This is a genomic window from Kribbella sp. NPDC058693, assembly GCF_042715335.1.
In the GTDB taxonomy this organism is placed as follows: Bacteria; Actinomycetota; Actinomycetes; order Propionibacteriales; family Kribbellaceae; genus Kribbella; species Kribbella jiaozuonensis.
In genome coordinates this window covers 529,231-546,277 of sequence record NZ_JBHXSQ010000005.1, presented here as the reverse complement: position 1 = coordinate 546,277, position 17,047 = coordinate 529,231, and the positions used below count along the sequence as shown (strand labels likewise).

Sequence of the window (17,047 nt, the reverse complement as noted above, 5' to 3'; positions counted from 1 at the left end):
GTTGTCCGCAGAGACGCCCCGGCGGGCGTGGGCGATCGCCGGGAACCGGCTAGGCTCCTGGGTATGTACTGGTTCCTGCTCTTCCTCGCGGTGGTGGCGGTGTGGATATTCGTCCTCGCCCTGCTCGCGAAGAAATTGTGGGGCCAGGCCAAGGCACTGACGCGTGAGTTGGTCGCCGCCCAGTCCAAGCTGGACGCTGCGCAGTCCACCACCGGGTCTGGACAGACCCGCGAGGAAGCGCACGCTCCGGCGTAGTATTCGGCCACGAACTCAGGCTCGAGCTTCGAGTTGATGTTGGAAAGGGAGATCGACATGGCACCGCTCCTCGGTATGCCCCAAGGCGCAGAGTGGCTCGTCATCCTCGCGATCGTCGTGCTGCTGTTCGGATCGGCGAAGCTGCCGGCACTCGTGAAGCAGCTCGGCAAGTCGAAGAAGATCTGGGAGGAGGAGGTCGGCCCCAAGAAGAAGGACGGGGAACTGACCCAGGAGGCGTCGCAGCCTCCGGCGCAGCAGCCGGCCCCGCAGGCCCAGGCGGCTCAGCCGAACCAGGTGAACGGCCAGGCGCCGGGCGACGGCCTGCCGCCGACCCACACCGCCAACTGAGCCGAACGCCCCACCTGTGTCGATGGTGAAGTTCGGGCGACGGAAGGACAAGCAGGACCGTCGCCCGAGGGACCCAGAGGGTCGCATGACCCTACGCGAGCACATTGTCGAGCTCCGAAACCGGCTGCTCATCAGCGTGCTCGCGATCGTGGTGTGCACGATCGCGGCCTGGTTCATCTACTACCAGGCGCTGGAGATCCTCAAGCACCCGTTCGAGACGGCCGTCAAGCCGTTCGCGGAGAACCGCGGCCTGAAGCCGCAGCTGACCTTCCAGGGCGTCGGCGACCCGCTGACCTTCCGGATCAAGGTGTCGGCCCTGCTCGGCCTGGTCGTCGCCGGGCCGATCTGGCTGTTCCAGCTGTGGGCGTTCATCGCGCCGGGTCTGCATCGCAGCGAGAAGAAGTGGGCGTACTTGTTCGCCGCGATCGCGGCGCCGCTGTTCGCCACGGGTATCGCGCTCGGTTACTGGACCCTGCCGAAGGGCATCCAGATCCTGCTCGGCTTCACTCCGGACCAGGTGCAGAACCTGATCGAGCTCGGCAAGTACCTGGACTTCGTGATCCGGACGTTGCTGGTGTTCGGCATAGCGTTCCTGATACCGCTGGTCGTCGTCCTGCTGAACATGGTCGGGGTGCTGCCGGCCAGTGCGCTGTCGAAGTTCCGGCCGTACATCATCCTGGTGATCTTCGTGTTCGCCGCGGTGGCGACGCCGTCCGGTGACCCGTTCACGATGTGTCTGCTGGCGTTCCCGATGTGCGTGCTGTTCTTCGCCTCCGAAGTGATCGCGCGGATCAACGACAAACGCCGCAAGGCGCGCAGCGACGAACTCCTGGCTGATTGATGAGTCGTCGGATCGCGCTGGTGGTCAACCCCACCAGCGGTCGTGGGCTGGGTGCGCGGATTGCGCCGGTGGTTCGGGACCGGTTGGCTGCGGCCGGGCTGACGGTTGACGTTCACGCCACGACATGCGCCGAGGACGTCGGCCGGATTGCCGCAGAGGTGGTCGCGTCCGGGGCGGACGCGGTCACGCTGATCGGCGGCGACGGCACGATCCACCTCGGCGCGCAGGTGCTGGCCAATTCCGGGATGCCGTTCGGCGTGATCCCGGCCGGCACCGGCAACGACTTCGCGCGCGGTATCGGCGTACCGCTCAAGGACCCGCTCGCGGCGGCTGATCTGGTGGTGGCCGGCAAGACCCGGACCATCGACCTCGCCACCGCGAAGGACGTCTTCATCACCACGGTCGTCGCCGGCGGTTTCGACTCGCTCGTGAACAAGCGGGCCAACGCGATGTCCTGGCCGAAGGGCAGTTCCCGCTACACGGTCGCGACCCTGGCCGAGCTGCGCACGTTCAAACCGCTCGAGTACGTCGTGACCGTCGACGGCGACCCGATCGAGACGAGCGCGATGCTCGTCGCGGTCGGCACCGGACCGACGTACGGCGGGGGACTGCAGATCTGCGCCGGCGCCACGATCGACGACGGCCTGCTCGACGTCACGATCATCCAGCCGGTGTCCCGGCTGACGCTGCTGCAGCTGTTCCCGAAGCTGTCCAAGGGCACCCACGTCGGCCACCCGGCGGTGCGCACGCTCCAGGGCCGGTCGGTCCGGATCGAGTCGCCCGGCATCACGGCGTACGCCGATGGTGAGCCGCTGGGCCAGCTGCCGGTCGACATCGGCATCGCGCCCGGCGCCCTGACTGTCTTCGCCTGAAAACCTTAACGTTCGAGCTATTCTCATTTCCGTCCTCCGTCTGATAGGAAAGCTTCCTAACAGTTGCTGCCTCGGACGCCCCTCGGAGGAGTCATGGAGAACCGCCCCACCCGCCGGAACGCACTGCTGCTCGGACTGTCGCTAGCGGCCGTCCCCGCAGGCCTGGCCGTCTCGCGCTACGCCCCGCACGCCGACGCCGCTGTGCAGGCGACCGGTCTCGACGATCCCGCGAAGAAGGAGATCGCGATGGAGATCGTCTGTAGCGCGGAGAACTCGTCGCTGGACTGGAAGGCGCAGTACAAGTACATCGAGGACATCGACGACGGCCGCGGCTACACCGCCGGCATCATCGGGTTCTGCTCGGGCACCGGCGACATGCTGGAGCTGGTCGAGCTCTACGCCGACCGCAAGCCGAACAACGTCCTGCAGAAGTACCTGCCGGCGCTGCGCAAGGTGAACGGCGGCGACTCGCACCAGGGTCTCGACCCGAACTACACCAAGGACTGGAAGACCGCGGCCAAAGACACCGTCTTCCAGGGCTGCCAGAACGACGAGCGCGACCGGGTCTACTTCAACCCGGCGGTCGCGCAAGGCAAGTCCGACGGCGTCCGCACCCTCGGCCAGTTCTGCTACTACGACGCGATCGTCATGCACGGTCCCGGCAACGATTCGACCAGCTTCGGCGGGATCCGCAAGCGCGCCCTGGGCAAGGCGAAGCCGCCGTCGCAGGGTGGCAACGAAACCACCTGGCTCAACGCCTTCCTGGATGCGCGGGTGTGGGCTATGAAGCAGGAAGAGGCCCACAGCGACACCAGCCGGGTCGATACGGCCCAGCGGGTGTTCCTCCGCAACGGCAACTTCAACCTGGACACCCCGCTCGACTGGAAGGTGTACGGCGACCCGTACCACATCAGCTAGCCCCCAGGCGCGCAGCCGGGCTCCCATCGGACCACCAGGGAAGGGAGCCCGGCTGCGTCACGTCTTGAACACCTCGCGGCGGTCCGTGCGGGAGTCGGCCTCGGCGCGCTGTCTGAGCATCGAGAGACTGGTCGCGAGCTGCTCGAGAACGCCGGCCGGTAGGACCGAGCCGACCCAGGTGTTGAGCTCGGACTCGACCGTGGGTGCGGCTGCGGCCAGCGCGTGTTCGCCCGCCGGGGTCAGTGCGACGAGGGAGGAGCGGCGGTCGTGGGGGTTCGCCGTACGGCGGACGCGGCCGGCGGACTCGAGGCGGTCGACGGCCTTGCTGGTGGCGCCGACGGTGATGGCCATCGCGCGGGCCAGGTCGAAGACCCGGGCCGTGCCGTGGCTCTCGATGAAGCGCAGGAACTCGAACTGGCCGAGGGGGAGGTCGTGCTCGGCCTTCAGGCGGGTGTCGAGGACGTTGTAGAGCCGCGTTTCCAACCGGACCAGGTCCGTGAACAATGCTGTGAGATCAGTCACGGAATTAGATTCCTCGGAATGTAGTTGGAGAGAACTATATTCCTCGGAATCTATCACCAGGAGACGGACGGATGAGCGCTGAAGAACGTGAAGCAGCACGCAGCATGATGCAGAAGGCCGAGCTCGGGCGGACGCCGGACGAGCAACGGGCCGGCTTCGACGAGTTGTTCGCGAGCCGCCCGCTCGGCGACGACGTCAAGGTGGTCGAGCGGACGCTGGGCGGAGTACCGGCACTGGACGTCCACGTCGACGGCGCCGATGCGGACGGGGTGATCCTCTACCTGCACGGCGGTTCGTACGTCGTCGGTTCCGCGCGGACCGGCGCCAACCTCGCGGCGCCGTTGTCTCGGCGCAGTGGTGTTCCGGCGGTCTCGCTGGACTACCGCCTCGCTCCCGAACACCCCTTCCCGGCCGGCATCCACGACGCGTTGGCGGCGTACCGGGAATTGGTCGAGAGCGGTCAGAGGGTCGTGATCGTCGGCGATTCGGCCGGTGGCGGGCTCGGGCTGGCGACGATGATCGCGGCACGGGCCGAAGGGTTGGCCCTGCCGGCGGGCGCGGTCCTGCTGTCGCCGTGGACCGATGTGTCGCTGAAGAGCCCGAGCATGGACAGCCGGGGCGACGACGACCCGCTGTTCAGCCGCGCCAACATGGCCGAGTCCGCCGAGTTCTACCTGGGCGGCACGAGCCCCCAGAACGAGCTCGCGAGCCCGGTCTTCGCCGATCTGAAGGGTCTGCCGCCCCTGCTCGTCCAGGTCGGTACGGCGGAGATCCTGCTCGACGACTCCCTCCGCCTGGTCGCGCGCGCCGCCGAGCAGGACGTCGACGTCAGCCTCGACGTGATCGCCGGGGCCCCGCACGTCTTCCAGTATTTCGCCGGCGCCATGGCCGAGGCCGACGAAGCCCTCGACCACGCCGCCACGTTCATCAAGACCCGGCTAGCAGCTGGCTGACGCGGGTTTTGTGGGTGCCGTCGCATAGATTGGGGTCATGAGTACCCCGTCCGAGAAATATGCCTCGTTTCGCTCGGACCAGGAGCATCCGGCCGTCAAGGAGTTCCGGGGGCTCTACGACTTCGAGCTGGACGAGTTCCAGCTGCGTGCCTGCGCCGCCCTCGAGGACGGCCACCAGGTGCTGGTGGCGGCACCCACCGGCTCCGGGAAGACGCTGGTCGGCGAGTTCGCCGTCCACCTCGCCCTGGAGCGCGGCCAGAAGTGCTTCTACACGACCCCGATCAAGGCCCTCAGCAACCAGAAGTACGGCGACCTTGTCAGCCGCTACGGCGCTGACAAGGTCGGCCTGCTCACCGGCGACAACTCGGTCAACTCCGAGGCCCCGATCGTCGTGATGACCACCGAGGTCCTCCGCAACATGCTGTACGCCGGATCCCAGACGCTGCTCGGTCTGTCGTACGTCGTGATGGACGAGGTGCACTACCTGGCCGACCGGTCCCGTGGCGCGGTCTGGGAAGAGGTGCTGATCCACCTCGCGGACTCGGTCTCGGTGGTCTCGCTCTCGGCGACGGTGAGCAACGCCGAGGAGTTCGGCGACTGGCTGGAGACGGTCCGCGGCAACACCGTCGTCGTCCTGGAGGAGAAGCGGCCGGTGCCGCTGTTCCAGCACGTGATGGTGGGCAAGCGGCTGCACGACCTGTTCGCCGGCGAGGCGCCGACCGCGCGCGTCGGTGCGCCCAGCAAATCGGGTAATCCGGCCAAGGCAAACGCGCCGGTCAAGGCCGACGTGAAGGACCTGGTCAACCCGCAGCTGGTCCGGATCGCCCGCGACGACAACCGGATCTTCCGGGACGATTCGCGCAAACCCCGTCGGCGCAGGGATCTGCCGAAGAGCCGGCCGTCCCGGTCGCACTTCACGCCGTACCGCTCGGATGTGGTCGAGGAGCTGGACGCGGGCGCGTTGCTGCCGGCGATCTTCTTCATCTTCTCCCGCAAGGGTTGTGAGGATGCGGTCGTGCAGTGCCTGCGGTCCGGGCTGCGGCTGACCAAGCCGTCGGAGCGCGACGAGATCAAGCGGGTGGTGGCCGAGCGGACGGCGGATCTGCCCGACGAGGACCTCGGCGTGCTCGGGTACCACGACTTCGCCGAGGCGCTCAGTCGCGGGATCGCGGCGCACCACGCGGGCATGCTGGCGGCGTTCAAGGAGGTCGTCGAGGAGCTGTTCGCGCGCGGCCTGATCAAGGTCGTGTTCGCCACCGAGACGCTTGCCCTGGGCATCAACATGCCGGCGCGTACGGTCGTACTCGAGAAGCTGTCGAAGTGGAACGGCGAGGCGCACGTCGACATCACGCCGGGGGAGTACACGCAGCTGACCGGGCGGGCCGGGCGTCGTGGGATCGACGTCGAGGGACACGCGGTCGTGCTGTGGCAGCCCGGGTTCGATCCGCGCGAGGTCGCGGGTCTCGCGTCGACCCGTACGTATCCGCTCCGGTCGTCGTTCTCCCCGTCGTACAACATGGCCGTCAACCTGGTGCGCCAGGTCGGGCGGACGCGGGCGCGGGACATGCTCGAGCTGTCGTTCGCGCAGTTCCAGTCCGACCAGGCCGTGGTGGGGCTGGCGCGACAGGTGCAGCGGAACACCGAGGCGCTGGAGGGGTACAAGGAGTCGATCGAGTGCCACCTCGGCGACTTCCTCGAGTACGCCGCTCTGCGCCGGCGGATCGGTGATCGCGAGGCGTCCGGCTCGAAGCGGCGCAAGCTCGACCGGCGGGTCGAGGCGCAGGAGTCGATCGAGAAACTGAAGACCGGCGACATCATCCGGATCCCGGCCGGCCGCAGCGCGGGCTGGGCGCTGGTGCTCGACCCGGGGATGCGGTCGGAGCGCGAAGGGCCGCGGCCGACAGTGCTGACGCTGGACCGGCAGGTGCGGAAGTTGTCGATGGTCGACTTCCCGACCCCGGTCGAGGCGATCGGCGTACTGCGGATCCCGCGCAAGTTCAACCCGCGCAACCCGCAGCAGCGTCGCGAACTGGCCCAGGTACTGCGGACGCGGACCGACCTCCTCGGCGAGGACGGGCCGCCGTCGCGTACCCGTGGTCGCGACGCCGTTGCGCACGCGGATGATCCCGAGCTGCAGGAGATGCGCGCGCAGTTGCGTGCGCACCCGTGTCACGGCTGCTCGGATCGCGAGGACCACGCGCGGTGGGCGGAGCGGTACTTCCGGCTCGACCGGGAGAACCGCGAGGTGCAGCGGAAGATCGAGCAGCGGACGAACACGATCGCCCGCCAGTTCGACCGGGTCTGCCAGGTGCTGGACGCGCTGCACTACCTCGACGGCGACAAGACGACCGAGGCCGGCGATCGGCTGGCCCGGATCTACACCGAGCTGGATCTGGTCGCGGCTGAGTGCCTTCGGCAAGGAGTTTTTGACGACCTCACCGTCCCGGAGCTGGCGTCTTGTCTGGCCGCATTGGTCTACGAGTCGCGGTCGAAGGACGAGCCGACGTCACCGCGGCTGCCGCGTGGCGACGTCCGGGAAGCGCTCGAGCGGATGGGGTCGATCTGGCGCGACCTGTCCGCGCTGGAGCGGGACATGCGGGTGGACTTCCTGCGGTCGATGGACCTCAACTTCTGCTGGCCCGCGTTCCGGTGGGCGTCGGGTGCGTCGCTGGCCGAGGTGCTGTACGAGTCGGACCTCGCCGCGGGCGACTTCGTCCGGTGGGTCAAACAACTCATCGACCTCACCGAACAGATCGCCGACGCCGCCGGCGACACCCCGCTCCGCAAAACAGCCCGGTCGGTCGTCGACCAGATCCGCCGCGGCGTGATCTCCTACGCCTCGATGGTCGAGTAGACCTCTTGGGTGAAAGACTTCCTTCAACGTTGTGAGTGGTTGTAAACCTCTGCCTTGAAGGAGTAGACGTTCGTGGAGTTGTCGCGCCGGAATCTCGGGAAGCTGGCTGTTGCTACTGGTGCTACCGCGGCGGTCGGCACCGGGGTCGGTTATTCGATCGGGCGGCCGGCTGATGCCGCTGCTACCTGGAAGACCACCGGGACCGCCGTGCCGGCGTTGGCCGGGTTCGACAACCAGATGAAGGCGTTCATGCAGGCCCGCGGCATCACGGCCGGGCAGGTTGCGGTGACGTACAAGGGTCGTCTGGTGCTTGCCCGCGGCTACAGTACGTCGACCGCGATCACCGTGCAGCCGACATCGCTGTTCCGGATCGCCAGCCTGTCGAAGTCGTTCACCGCGGCCGCGATCGTGAAGCTGGTGCAGGACGGGAAGGTGAGCCTGTCCACGCCGGTCGCGAACATCATCGACATCACGCCCGCGACCGGGCTGACCAGGGATCCGCGCTGGTCGCAGATCACCTTGTGGAAGGTGCTCCAGCACCTCGGCGGCTGGGACCGCGATGTCTCCGGCGACCCGGAGTGGAAGGACGCCACCATCTCCCGGACGCTCGGTGTGCCGATGGAGCTGCACCAGGCCGACGTGATCAAGTACGTCGCCGGTCAGAAGCTCGACTTCGCCCCGGGCACGAAGTACGCGTACTCCAACTTCGGGTACACGCTGGCCGGCCGGGTGATCGAGAAGGTCAGCGGCCTGAGCTACGAGGACTACGTCAAGCAGAAGCTGCTCGCCCCGCTGAAGATCAAGCGGATGTCGCTCGGCTACTCGATCGCCAAGCACAGCGGCGAGACGTCGTACGAGTCGCAGTACTCCGGGCCGACCGTGCTCGACATGTCCGGCAAGACGGTGCCCGCACCGTACGGCACGTTCAGCATGCGGATCCAGGACGCGAACGGCGGCTGGATCGCGAGCGCGCCGGACCTGGTCCGCTGGGCGAAGATGTTCGACGCCCCGTCGAGCGTCCTGAACAGCACCTCACTCGGCCACGTCTGGGCGAAGCCGTCGATCGGCGTCAACCCCGACGGCTGGTACTACGGCCTCGGCTGGCAGATCCGCCCCGTCACGACCGGCGGCACCGGTCGCAACACGTGGCACACCGGCAGCATGCCCGGTACGTTCACGATCGTCGTCCGCACGTACAACGGGATGAGCTGGGCCGCCCTCTTCAACCGCCGCGACGACGCCAGTGGCAAGTCGTACGGCGACATCGACGCCGCCCTGTGGACCGCCGCCAACGGCGTGAAGTCCTGGCCGACGAACGACCTGTTCCCGACGTACTTCAGCTAGAACATCAACGCCCGAAAGTGCGGCGTACTGATCTGGGCCTCGCCGGCCATGTCGGTCAGTACGTCGCGCAGGGTGTCGATCGCCTCGTCGCCGAAGCGTTTGCGGAGGCGGCGTTCGTACGCCTGATGGAACTTCCGCGCCGCTGACAGCGCGGCCTCACCGCGCGCCGTCAGGTGCAGCAGCTTCGCACGCGCGTCCGACGGGTCCGGGCGGCGTTCGACGTACCCGCGGCGCTCCATGTCGTCGACGATCTGGCCCGCGCCCTGCTTGGTGATCTCCAGCCGCTCCGCGAGTCCGCTGATCGTCCGCGGGCCGGCGCCGAGCGTCCGCAGGACGAATCCGTCCGACCGGCCCTGGTCCTCGTACCCCAGCGCCGCCGTGTGCGCGCGCAGTTCGCGGACGAACTCCTGGTCCGCCAGTAGCAACAAGATCCCGATATCCGGCTTGCCCGATCGCGTCATGACAGTCATGATAGACAAGCTGACTTGGTCAAGTCAGCTTGTCTAATTGTTTGGGGGACGAGATGCACGTCATTCGCGCGACCGAGGCGCAGCGGTTCCAGCTGCCGGGGGTCGAGTTCACCGGGCTGGCCGCGCCGAGCCGCGGTTCGGCCGGGTTGTGCACGTGGAAACTCACGGTCGAGCCCGGGCACGGCGGCGACGCGCCGCACACGCTCGACCGCGACGAGGTGTTCATGGTCATCAGCGGCACGGTGTCACTCGGCGCGGACAAGCTCGGCCCGGGCGACGCCGTCGTCGTACCGGCCGGTGAGCCGATCTCGCTGACCAACCTCGGCGAAGGTCCGGCGGAGCTGTACGTCGCCATCACCGCCGGCTTCACGGGCTACATGGCCGACGGCACCGCGGTCCAGCCGCCCTGGGCACAGTAAGCCTTCAGCAGCGACGGATCGGTGCGGTGTACGTCGTGTTGCTCGCCGTGGCGACGTAGTAGTCCGTCACCCAGCTGCCGTCACTCAGCCGGTCCCAGACCGAGGTGGTGCCGACTCTGGACCCGGGTGCCTGACAGGTGACCCAGGCCAGCGACCCAGCGGGCAGAGTGCTCGGGTACGCCGCATACGCCGCGCCCGGGCCGTGCCGCCGGCTCAGCCCGCCGATCGTTGTTTGGAAGGGGAAGCTGCAGCCGGGGAGCGGTGCGCTGTAACCGGGCTTGCTCGGCGTGCGGACGTAGTAGTCGGTGACGTACGTGCCGTCGATCAGCTTGTCCCAGACCGAGCTGGTGCCGATCTTCGGCCCGAACGTCTGACACACCACCCGGACGCCGGCATTCGCTGCGATTGTCGAGCGGACCGGGTACGCGGTCGACGGACCGGAGTACGAGTGGATCGTCGTACGGACGGTGTAGTTGTAGGCGACGGACGCGACCGGCGCGTCGAAGCGGTCGTTGTCGATGTTGAGCGTCACGCCGCCGTGCGTCTCGGTGTGGTCGCCCACGTACTGCTTGCCACGCTGTCCGACCGCCCAGAACGTGTTGGGGATACCGGCCCACCCGGTGAGCAGGCTGCTGTTGTCCCAGCGCGCAATCCACAGTGCGTCCGGCCGGGCGTACGACGGGGAGTTGTACGCCGCGGCGAGGTCGGGCGCGCCTGAGCCCAGGTTGGCGTAGACGCCGGACAGATAGCGCTGCAGATGGAGCTCCTTCGTCCAGGAGGACAGGTAGTGCAGCACTGCGGACCGGCAGACCGAGTTGGTGTGGTCGTAGTTCTCCATGTCGTTGTAGAGCGCACTACCCGGCAGGAGGCCCAGTGCCTTGGCTTTCGCGACCGCATCGTCCGCGTCCCGCACCGCCTCGCGGTTGGACGCGGTCGTCGACATCTTGTGCGTGCGCGTGCCACAGGGGGCCTGCAGACCCAGATAGATCGGCACGAGCCGCCAGCCCATCGCAGTGACCGCTGTGACCCATGCTGGGGTCAGCTGCGGTTGTGCACAGCTCCGGTTGACGCCGCCGAAGTAAATGCCGATCGCCTTGTACGGCGAGGCCTTCCACGCGGTCATCTGCGCCAGCGTCGGCGCCGTACACGTGTCGAACGCCAGCCCGGTGAACCGCGTCGCCGTGGTACCCGCGTTGTAGGTGATCGGCGTCGTCGGCTCGGCGTACGCGGGCAGGACGGCGACCGAGAGCGCCATGGTGGCGAGCAAGACCTTGAGCTTCAGCATGGTGACCCCCTGGTCTCAGTAGACCCTCAGGAATCGCCGGGCGGTAGGTTGAGGCCACCATCGAGTATTTGGAGGACCGATGCCGGAGATCGTCGAGTTGGAGGAACGCCCGTACGTCGCGCTGCGGGGCAAAGTCGCGATGGACGGAATCGCCGCGTTCGCGGACCGGATGCGGGAGGTGATCGACTGGCTCGCGGCCAAGGAGATCGCCCCGAACGACGCGCCGTTCTTCAAGTACGACGTGGTCGACATGGACGCCGGGCTGGTGATGGAGATCGGGTTCCCGGTCGACGACCTGCGCTCGGGCGAGGGCGAGATCGTCACCGGCGTACTCCCGGCCGGCCGGTACGCGACCGTCAGCCACCACGGCCACCCGGACGGCCTGATGGCGGCCACCCGCGACCTGCTGGCATGGGGCGAGGAGCAGGGCGTCGAGTGGGACGCGAACGGCGACCACTGGACCGCCCGCCTGGAGATCTACCGCTCCGACCCACGCGAGGTCCCGGACATGAACGACTGGGACACGGACCTCCAGTTCAAGGTCAAAGACTGAGTGCCGACAGTTCTGGCCGGCGTCAGTCGGCTTGAGCCGGAGCGGATTCGGCATGTTGCGTCGCCGCTGATCGAACTCGGCTGCGCTCTGCACGTGCTGGCCGAGCCCACTCACCACGACCGGGTCGAGTGGGCGGCGTCCGTACCGCTGTCCGCCGAGCTGCGCTCCGAGCTGGCGCAGTGGTCGTGGACGGTCCGCGCGGTCCGTGCTCGCTTCTTCGCGACAACAGCTGCTACCGGCATGCCCTCGTGGTCCGATGAGCTGGCCGCGCTCCGGTCGCGCCCGCCGGAGGAGGTGGCCGCCGAGCTGGTCCGGCCGTTGCACGGTCGCCCGTTGAGCAGCCGGACCGTCGACACCGACGCCATACTGCACTGGGCTCGCAGCCGAGGCCGTGCGGTGGCTGGGCTGGTGGAGTCGCTCGTGACGTCCCCTGCAGATCCGGTACGGCGGTTTGTCGACCTGCTGGATGCCTGCTGGCAGGAGTGGTTCGGCGAGGTCTGGTCGACGTCACGGGACGAGCTGGCTGCCCGCGGCCGGCACGACCGCGACCTGGCGATCCGCGACGGGGCCGGAGCGATGCTGCGGTCGTTGGACGGTTCGATCGACCTGCGTGACGCGGACAGCGTCGTCGTACAGAAGGTGCAGAGCAAGCGGATCGACGTCAGCACGCGCTCGTTGTTGCTTGTCCCCAGCAACTACATCGCTCCGCACCTGTTTGTCGGCGAGATCCCCGGCGAACCGATCACGATCATCTACCCGCTGAGCGGCCGCAGTACCGCCGTACCGACCGCTCAACAGATCCGCGCCCGGCTGGATGCACTTGCGTCACCGGACCGCCTACAGGTCTGCCGAGCCGTCGCCAGCGAACCCCGCACCGCCGGCGAGATCGCCGCGCTCTGGGGCCTGCACCCCACGCAGGTCACCCGCCACCTCAGAGCGCTGACCAGAGCCGGCCTGGTCACGGCTGAACGCCAGGGCCGCTTCGTCGCCTACCGCCTCGACGAATCCGCCCTGACCACGCTCGGCACCGACCTCCTGAGACTCATCATGCGCTGATGGACTGACAGAAGTCGGCAATCCAACGGCCGGACCGGGCCGCCTGGCTTTGAGTGAGCAGGTGACTTCTCTTCCGCCTGCCGTGCGTCGGTTGATTCTGGCAACGTTGGTGAACACGCTCGGGAACGGCGTCTACGCGGCCGTCGGAGCGCTGTTCCTGACCAGGTCGGTCGGCCTGTCCGTGGGGCATGTCGGCATCGGGCTGACTGTGGCCGCACTGATCGGTCTGGTGACGAGTACCCCGCTCGGTGTCGTTGCCGATCGCCTCGGCCCGAACCGGGCGTACGTCGGATTCCTGCTGCTCCAGGCGCTCACGATGACCGCACTCACCCAGGTCCGTTCCTTCATCCCGTACGTCGTGGTCGCCGGCGTGACCGCGATCGCGGACTCCGGGCAGCGCGGCGCCAAGGGCGCTCTGATCGCGGGACTGTCACCGGCCGACCAGCGGGTGCGGACCCGGGCGATCCTCCGGGTCGCGACGAACGTCGGCATGGGTGCCGGCATGGGACTGGCCGGGATCGTGCTCGCGGTCGACCGTCGAGAGGTCTACGTGATCGCCTTGCTCGCGAACGCGGCGACGTACCTGGTCACGGCCGGACTTGTCCGCTTCGGCATGCCCGAGGTGGACAAGGTGCCGGTGGCCGACGGGCCCTCGGGCCTGACCGCGTTGGCGGACCGGCGGTTCCTGGTGTTCGTGGCACTGGACGGCGTACTCACGATGCACGCCGCGCTGGCGCAGGTCGGGATCCCGCTCTGGGTGGCGACCGCGACCGATGCGCCGCGGTGGATGATCTCGGTCCTGCTGGTGATCAACTCGGTCGCGGTGATCCTGCTGCAGGTAAGGGTCGCGCGCGGCACCGAACATCTCTCCGGCGCCGCCCGAGCCGGTCGGCGGGCCGGACTGCTACTCGCCGGCGCCTGCGTCGTGCTCGCTCTCACCGACACCACGTCCGGCGTGGTCACGGTCGGTCTGCTGATCGTCGCAGCGCTGTTCCATGTGCTCGGCGAGATGCTCCAGTCGGCGGGCGGTTGGGGTATCAGCTTCGAGCTCGCGCCGCCCGGCGCACAGGGCCAGTACCAGGGCGCGTATGCGATGGGCCGTCAACTCGGCGACCTCGTGGCGCCGTTGCTCCTCACCACGGTCGCCGTCTCCTGGGGCTGGCCCGGATGGCTGCTCGTTGGCGCTCTCTTCCTCGTCGCGGGTCTCCTGATCCCGGGCACGGTCGCCGGCCACCGCGCGAACACCGAACAGCGCGACCTCGTTGTGAGCTGATTCGTTGGCGAGAATGCCTGCATGGATCTGCATCTGCGGTTGGGGGAGGGCGGGCTGGCCGAGCAGATCTACGCGCAGTTGCACGAGCGGATCAGCACCGGTGTCTTGCCGGCGGGGACGGTGCTGCCGTCGTCACGGGAGCTGGCCGGGCGGTTGTCGGTGTCGCGGGCGACGGTGGTTGCGGCGTACGAACGGCTCGCGGCGCACGGGTTGATCCGCTCTCGTGCCGGGGTCGGGACGGTCGTCACCGGCGAACGGGTCCCTGCGCCGACCACCCCGCCTGCGTCGCCGCTGCGGCCTCGGGAGATCTGGACCGCCGAGCGGCTCGCCGTACCGGATCTTGTTGCGCCGGTTACCGAGTTCGACTTCGCGCCGGGTGTTCCCGCGCGGACGCAGTTCCCGTTCGCGCGGTGGCGGGCGCTGCTCAACGATCAGCTGCGTACCCGGACCGAGGTCAGGTACGCCGATCCGGCAGGCTCGGCCCAGTTGCGTACGGCGCTCGCGCGGCATCTGGTCGTAAGTCGTGCGGTCCGGATCGCTTCGGAGCAGCTGGTGATCACGACGGGTGCGCAGCAGGCCTTCGACCTCGCCGCACGCATCCTGCTCGAGCCGGGCGACACGGTGGCGATGGAGGATCCGGGCTATCTGCCGGCCTATCGGGGATTCGTTGCCCACGGCGCCCAGGTCGTCGGGGTGCCGGTGGACGGCGAGGGCCTGGTGGTCGACCGGATCCCGGCCGGGACGCGGCTCGTGTACGTGACCCCGTCGCATCAGTTCCCGCTCGGCATGCCGCTGTCGGACTCCCGCCGTACGGCGTTGCTCGCCTGGGCCGCGCGCCACGACGCGGCGATCGTCGAGGACGACTACGACTCGGAGTTCCGGTTCAGCGGGCGTCCGCTCACGCCGCTCCAGGCGACCGACACGGAAGGGCGGGTGCTGTACGTCGGGTCGTTCTCCAAGACGCTGCTGCCGGCGCTCCGGGTCGGGTTCCTCGCCGTACCGGACACGCTGGCGGAGGCCGCGCGGAGAGCGAAGTTCGTCGCCGACTACGGCACCGGCGGGCATGTGCAGGCAGCGCTCGCCGCGTTCATCGACGACGGCGGTCTGGCGCACCACATCCGACGGATGCGGCGCGCGTACGAACGCAGGCACGACGTGCTGATCAGCACCTTGCGGGAACACTTCGACGGCGTACTCGAGCCGATCGAGTCCAGCGGCGGCACGCACATGGCCGCGCTCCTGACGCCCGGGCAACCGCCGGACACGACGCTCGCCGCCGCGGCCCTGGCGGCGGGCGTGAACGTCGGGACCGTCTCGCGCTGGGGGATCGAGGGCCGCGGTCCGAATGGGTTCGTCTTCGGGTACGGCGCGATCGCGGCCGACCGCATCCCCGCCGGACTGGCCGCGCTGCGCCGCGTTATCTGATCGAGATTGGACTGGCGCAGTACGTCGCGAACCGGCACCTCCACCGGCCTGAGTCCGTTCCTAGGCTGCCGCGGACACTCACCACAGGAGGACCCGATGAGATCCCTGCGCATCGCCGCCGTTGCCCTCGCCAGTGCCGGCGTGGTCGCCGGTTCGTCCGTCGCCAACGCGCATCCGCGCTGCGAGGAGGTCGACGCGACCATCGCCGATAAGGTCGTCGACGTGGGCTGCCCGCCGCCGACCCAGGTCTGCGTGGCCGGCACGGTCCGCGGGAAGCATGGCTTCGACGGGACGACCGTCTTCATCCTGGGCTCGCGGGGCGAGGCACCGCCGACCGCACCGGGCTACCGCCCGGTCAGCGGGACGATCACCTACACCTTCAAGGATGGCTCGACGCTGACGGCCCTCGAGACGAGCATCGGCAACGTCAACACCACCACGGGCACCGGGCACGCCGGCGGCACGCAGGAGTTCACTGGCGGCACCGGACGCTACGAGAACGCCACCGGCTACACCTATCTCAACCAGCACTGGCAGACCGACCACTTCGTCACCACGATCCAGGGCGAAGTCTGCCGCCCGCAAAGCTAAGCGGCCTGGGACTTCAGGAGGTCGCGCAGGGCTCGGGCGGCGGTGAAGCCGGCTCGGTTGGCGCCGATGGTGCTGGCGGAGGGGCCGTAGCCGACCAGGTGGATACGGGGGTCGGCGGCTGTCGCAGTGCCGTTCATACGGATGCCGCCGGAGGGCTCGCGGAGGTGGAGCGGGGCGAGGTGGGCCAGGTCGGCGCGGAAGCCGGTCGCCCAGAGGATGGTGTCGACGTGTTCGTGGCGGCCGTCTGCCCACTCGACGCCGTCCGGCGTGATGCGGGTGAACATCGGGTGGCGGGTGTAGACGCCGCGGTCCCAGGCGGCCTGCTCCTGTGGGCGCAGGTGCAGGCCGGTCACGCTGACGACGCTGCGCGGCGGCAGACCGGCGCGTACCCGTTCCTCGACCCGCGCGACCACCTGCCGCCCGTACTCCGGGGTGAAGTCGTCACCCGTCCGCCACTCCGGCGGCCGCCGCGTCACCCAGGTCGTGGTCGCAACAGCAGAGATCTCCGCCAGCAACTGCACCGCCGACGCGCCACCGCCGACCACGAGCACGTGCTGCCCGGCGAGCTCTGCCGCGCCCGCGTAGTCCGCGGTGTGCAACTGCCGGCCCTTGAACGTCTCGATCCCCGGATACCAGGGGATGAACGGCCGGTCCCACGTCCCGGTCGCGTTGACCAGCGCGGCCGCGGAGTACACGCCCTTTGAGGTCTGCAGTTCGAAGCCGTGAGCGATCTCGTGCACGCTCTCGACCGCCACCGGCCGCACCACCGGCAGGTCGAAACGCTGCTCGTAGTCCGCGAAGTACGCCGGGACGAACGCGTTGGCCCGCTCCGTATCAGCGCTGGGCGGCACCGGTACGCCGGGCAGGTTCGCGATCCCGTGGACGTCGTGCATCGTCAGCGAGTCCCACCGGTGCTGCCAGGCGCCGCCGGGTGCCGGATTCCGGTCCAGCACGACGACCTCGTCGTACGGCGTGAATCCGAGCCGCACCAGGTGGTACGCAGCCGACAGCCCCGCCTGTCCCGCACCGATCACCGCAACTTCGAGCACACCAGCGTCAACGCCCGGG

The 17,047-nt window shown here is 68.6% G+C and carries 18 protein-coding genes; 14 read left to right on the top strand and 4 right to left on the bottom strand.

Annotation, left to right across the window (positions count from 1 at the left end; genetic code table 11):
* Nucleotides 1-63 precede the first annotated feature (63 nt).
* From ACFWUU_RS36890 to ACFWUU_RS36870, 5 genes are all read left to right on the top strand, one after another.
* Nucleotides 64-255, top strand: a complete 192-nt coding sequence (locus ACFWUU_RS36890; RefSeq protein ID WP_380182816.1) for a hypothetical protein — start codon at nt 64-66, stop codon at nt 253-255.
* Nucleotides 256-312: 57 nt separating this feature from the next.
* Nucleotides 313-603 (top strand): twin-arginine translocase TatA/TatE family subunit, encoded by a 291-nt coding sequence (locus tag ACFWUU_RS36885; protein WP_130439214.1) that lies wholly within the window; start codon nt 313-315, stop codon nt 601-603.
* Between the two features lie 85 nt (nt 604-688).
* Nucleotides 689-1,444 (top strand): twin-arginine translocase subunit TatC, encoded by a 756-nt coding sequence (gene tatC, locus ACFWUU_RS36880; protein WP_130439305.1) that lies wholly within the window; start codon nt 689-691, stop codon nt 1,442-1,444.
* On the top strand, nt 1,444-2,316 hold the full coding sequence (locus ACFWUU_RS36875) for a diacylglycerol kinase family protein (protein ID WP_137259573.1): 873 nt from the start codon (nt 1,444-1,446) through the stop codon (nt 2,314-2,316). Before tatC ends, ACFWUU_RS36875 begins: the two co-directional genes overlap by 1 nt.
* Before the next feature lie 93 nt (nt 2,317-2,409).
* Nucleotides 2,410-3,234: a chitosanase gene (locus ACFWUU_RS36870; RefSeq protein ID WP_137259572.1), complete on the top strand. Its 825-nt coding sequence runs from the start codon at nt 2,410-2,412 to the stop codon at nt 3,232-3,234.
* A gap of 57 nt (nt 3,235-3,291) precedes the next feature.
* Here ACFWUU_RS36870 and ACFWUU_RS36865 read toward each other — a convergent pair whose 3' ends face one another.
* On the bottom strand, nt 3,292-3,756 hold the full coding sequence (locus ACFWUU_RS36865) for a MarR family winged helix-turn-helix transcriptional regulator (protein WP_380182814.1): 465 nt from the start codon (nt 3,754-3,756) through the stop codon (nt 3,292-3,294).
* Nucleotides 3,757-3,827: 71 nt separating this feature from the next.
* On the opposite strand from ACFWUU_RS36865, the gene ACFWUU_RS36860 reads away from it, so the two are divergent.
* The 3 genes from ACFWUU_RS36860 (at nt 3,828) to ACFWUU_RS36850 (ending at nt 8,907) form a co-directional block, all read left to right on the top strand.
* Nucleotides 3,828-4,709, top strand: a complete 882-nt coding sequence (locus tag ACFWUU_RS36860) for an alpha/beta hydrolase (RefSeq protein ID WP_380182812.1) — start codon at nt 3,828-3,830, stop codon at nt 4,707-4,709.
* Nucleotides 4,710-4,746: 37 nt separating this feature from the next.
* Nucleotides 4,747-7,563, top strand: a complete 2,817-nt coding sequence (locus ACFWUU_RS36855; protein ID WP_380182810.1) for a DEAD/DEAH box helicase — start codon at nt 4,747-4,749, stop codon at nt 7,561-7,563.
* A 72-nt stretch (nt 7,564-7,635) separates the two neighbouring features.
* The gene (locus tag ACFWUU_RS36850) at nt 7,636-8,907 is read left to right on the top strand and encodes a serine hydrolase domain-containing protein (protein ID WP_380182808.1); all 1,272 of its coding nucleotides are present in this window, start codon (nt 7,636-7,638) and stop codon (nt 8,905-8,907) included.
* Here the strand turns inward: ACFWUU_RS36850 and ACFWUU_RS36845 are convergent.
* Nucleotides 8,904-9,368, bottom strand: coding sequence for a MarR family winged helix-turn-helix transcriptional regulator (locus ACFWUU_RS36845; RefSeq protein WP_380182806.1), 465 nt, complete (start codon nt 9,366-9,368; stop codon nt 8,904-8,906). The two genes, ACFWUU_RS36850 and ACFWUU_RS36845, sit on opposite strands and share 4 nt — an antisense overlap.
* A 62-nt stretch (nt 9,369-9,430) precedes the next feature.
* Between ACFWUU_RS36845 and ACFWUU_RS36840 the strand changes: the two genes are divergently transcribed.
* A complete protein-coding gene (locus tag ACFWUU_RS36840) occupies nt 9,431-9,796 on the top strand; it encodes a cupin domain-containing protein (RefSeq protein WP_137259567.1) in 366 nt (121 codons plus the stop codon).
* 4 nt (nt 9,797-9,800) lie between these two features.
* On the opposite strand, the gene ACFWUU_RS36835 is transcribed toward ACFWUU_RS36840, so the two are convergent.
* Complete coding sequence (locus ACFWUU_RS36835) at nt 9,801-11,081, bottom strand: glycoside hydrolase domain-containing protein (protein WP_380182804.1); 1,281 nt, start codon at nt 11,079-11,081, stop codon at nt 9,801-9,803.
* A 79-nt stretch (nt 11,082-11,160) separates the two neighbouring features.
* Between ACFWUU_RS36835 and ACFWUU_RS36830 the strand changes: the two genes are divergently transcribed.
* The 5 genes from ACFWUU_RS36830 to ACFWUU_RS36810 all read left to right on the top strand — a co-directional run bounded on the left by ACFWUU_RS36830 (nt 11,161) and on the right by ACFWUU_RS36810 (nt 15,979).
* Nucleotides 11,161-11,634, top strand: a complete 474-nt coding sequence (locus ACFWUU_RS36830) for a GyrI-like domain-containing protein (protein WP_380182802.1) — start codon at nt 11,161-11,163, stop codon at nt 11,632-11,634.
* Complete coding sequence (locus ACFWUU_RS36825; RefSeq protein WP_380182800.1) at nt 11,635-12,690, top strand: DUF5937 family protein; 1,056 nt, start codon at nt 11,635-11,637, stop codon at nt 12,688-12,690.
* Between the two features lie 61 nt (nt 12,691-12,751).
* Nucleotides 12,752-13,963, top strand: a complete 1,212-nt coding sequence (locus ACFWUU_RS36820) for an MFS transporter (RefSeq protein ID WP_380182798.1) — start codon at nt 12,752-12,754, stop codon at nt 13,961-13,963.
* A 21-nt stretch (nt 13,964-13,984) separates the two neighbouring features.
* Nucleotides 13,985-15,388 (top strand): PLP-dependent aminotransferase family protein, encoded by a 1,404-nt coding sequence (locus tag ACFWUU_RS36815; RefSeq protein WP_380182796.1) that lies wholly within the window; start codon nt 13,985-13,987, stop codon nt 15,386-15,388.
* Nucleotides 15,389-15,484: 96 nt separating this feature from the next.
* Nucleotides 15,485-15,979, top strand: a complete 495-nt coding sequence (locus tag ACFWUU_RS36810; protein ID WP_380182794.1) for a hypothetical protein — start codon at nt 15,485-15,487, stop codon at nt 15,977-15,979.
* Here the strand turns inward: ACFWUU_RS36810 and ACFWUU_RS36805 are convergent.
* The gene (locus ACFWUU_RS36805) at nt 15,976-17,028 is read right to left on the bottom strand and encodes an FAD-dependent oxidoreductase (RefSeq protein WP_380182792.1); all 1,053 of its coding nucleotides are present in this window, start codon (nt 17,026-17,028) and stop codon (nt 15,976-15,978) included. The genes ACFWUU_RS36810 and ACFWUU_RS36805 overlap by 4 nt on opposite strands.
* Between the last annotated feature and the right edge of the window lie 19 nt (nt 17,029-17,047).

Bases quoted from the DNA above. Each gene is read 5' to 3' on its own strand.
- ACFWUU_RS36835 (WP_380182804.1), bottom strand. From the start codon at position 11,081: ATGCTGAAGCTCAAGGTCTTGCTCGCCACCATGGCGCTCTCGGTCGCC.
- ACFWUU_RS36815 (WP_380182796.1), top strand. From the start codon at position 13,985: ATGGATCTGCATCTGCGGTTGGGGGAGGGCGGGCTGGCCGAGCAGATC.
- ACFWUU_RS36890 (WP_380182816.1), top strand. From the start codon at position 64: ATGTACTGGTTCCTGCTCTTCCTCGCGGTGGTGGCGGTGTGGATATTC.
- ACFWUU_RS36830 (WP_380182802.1), top strand. From the start codon at position 11,161: ATGCCGGAGATCGTCGAGTTGGAGGAACGCCCGTACGTCGCGCTGCGG.
- ACFWUU_RS36855 (WP_380182810.1), top strand. From the start codon at position 4,747: ATGAGTACCCCGTCCGAGAAATATGCCTCGTTTCGCTCGGACCAGGAG.
- ACFWUU_RS36885 (WP_130439214.1), top strand. From the start codon at position 313: ATGGCACCGCTCCTCGGTATGCCCCAAGGCGCAGAGTGGCTCGTCATC.
- ACFWUU_RS36875 (WP_137259573.1), top strand. From the start codon at position 1,444: ATGAGTCGTCGGATCGCGCTGGTGGTCAACCCCACCAGCGGTCGTGGG.
- ACFWUU_RS36860 (WP_380182812.1), top strand. From the start codon at position 3,828: ATGAGCGCTGAAGAACGTGAAGCAGCACGCAGCATGATGCAGAAGGCC.
- ACFWUU_RS36810 (WP_380182794.1), top strand. From the start codon at position 15,485: ATGAGATCCCTGCGCATCGCCGCCGTTGCCCTCGCCAGTGCCGGCGTG.
- ACFWUU_RS36840 (WP_137259567.1), top strand. From the start codon at position 9,431: ATGCACGTCATTCGCGCGACCGAGGCGCAGCGGTTCCAGCTGCCGGGG.
- ACFWUU_RS36870 (WP_137259572.1), top strand. From the start codon at position 2,410: ATGGAGAACCGCCCCACCCGCCGGAACGCACTGCTGCTCGGACTGTCG.
- tatC (WP_130439305.1), top strand. From the start codon at position 689: ATGACCCTACGCGAGCACATTGTCGAGCTCCGAAACCGGCTGCTCATC.
- ACFWUU_RS36845 (WP_380182806.1), bottom strand. From the start codon at position 9,368: ATGACGCGATCGGGCAAGCCGGATATCGGGATCTTGTTGCTACTGGCG.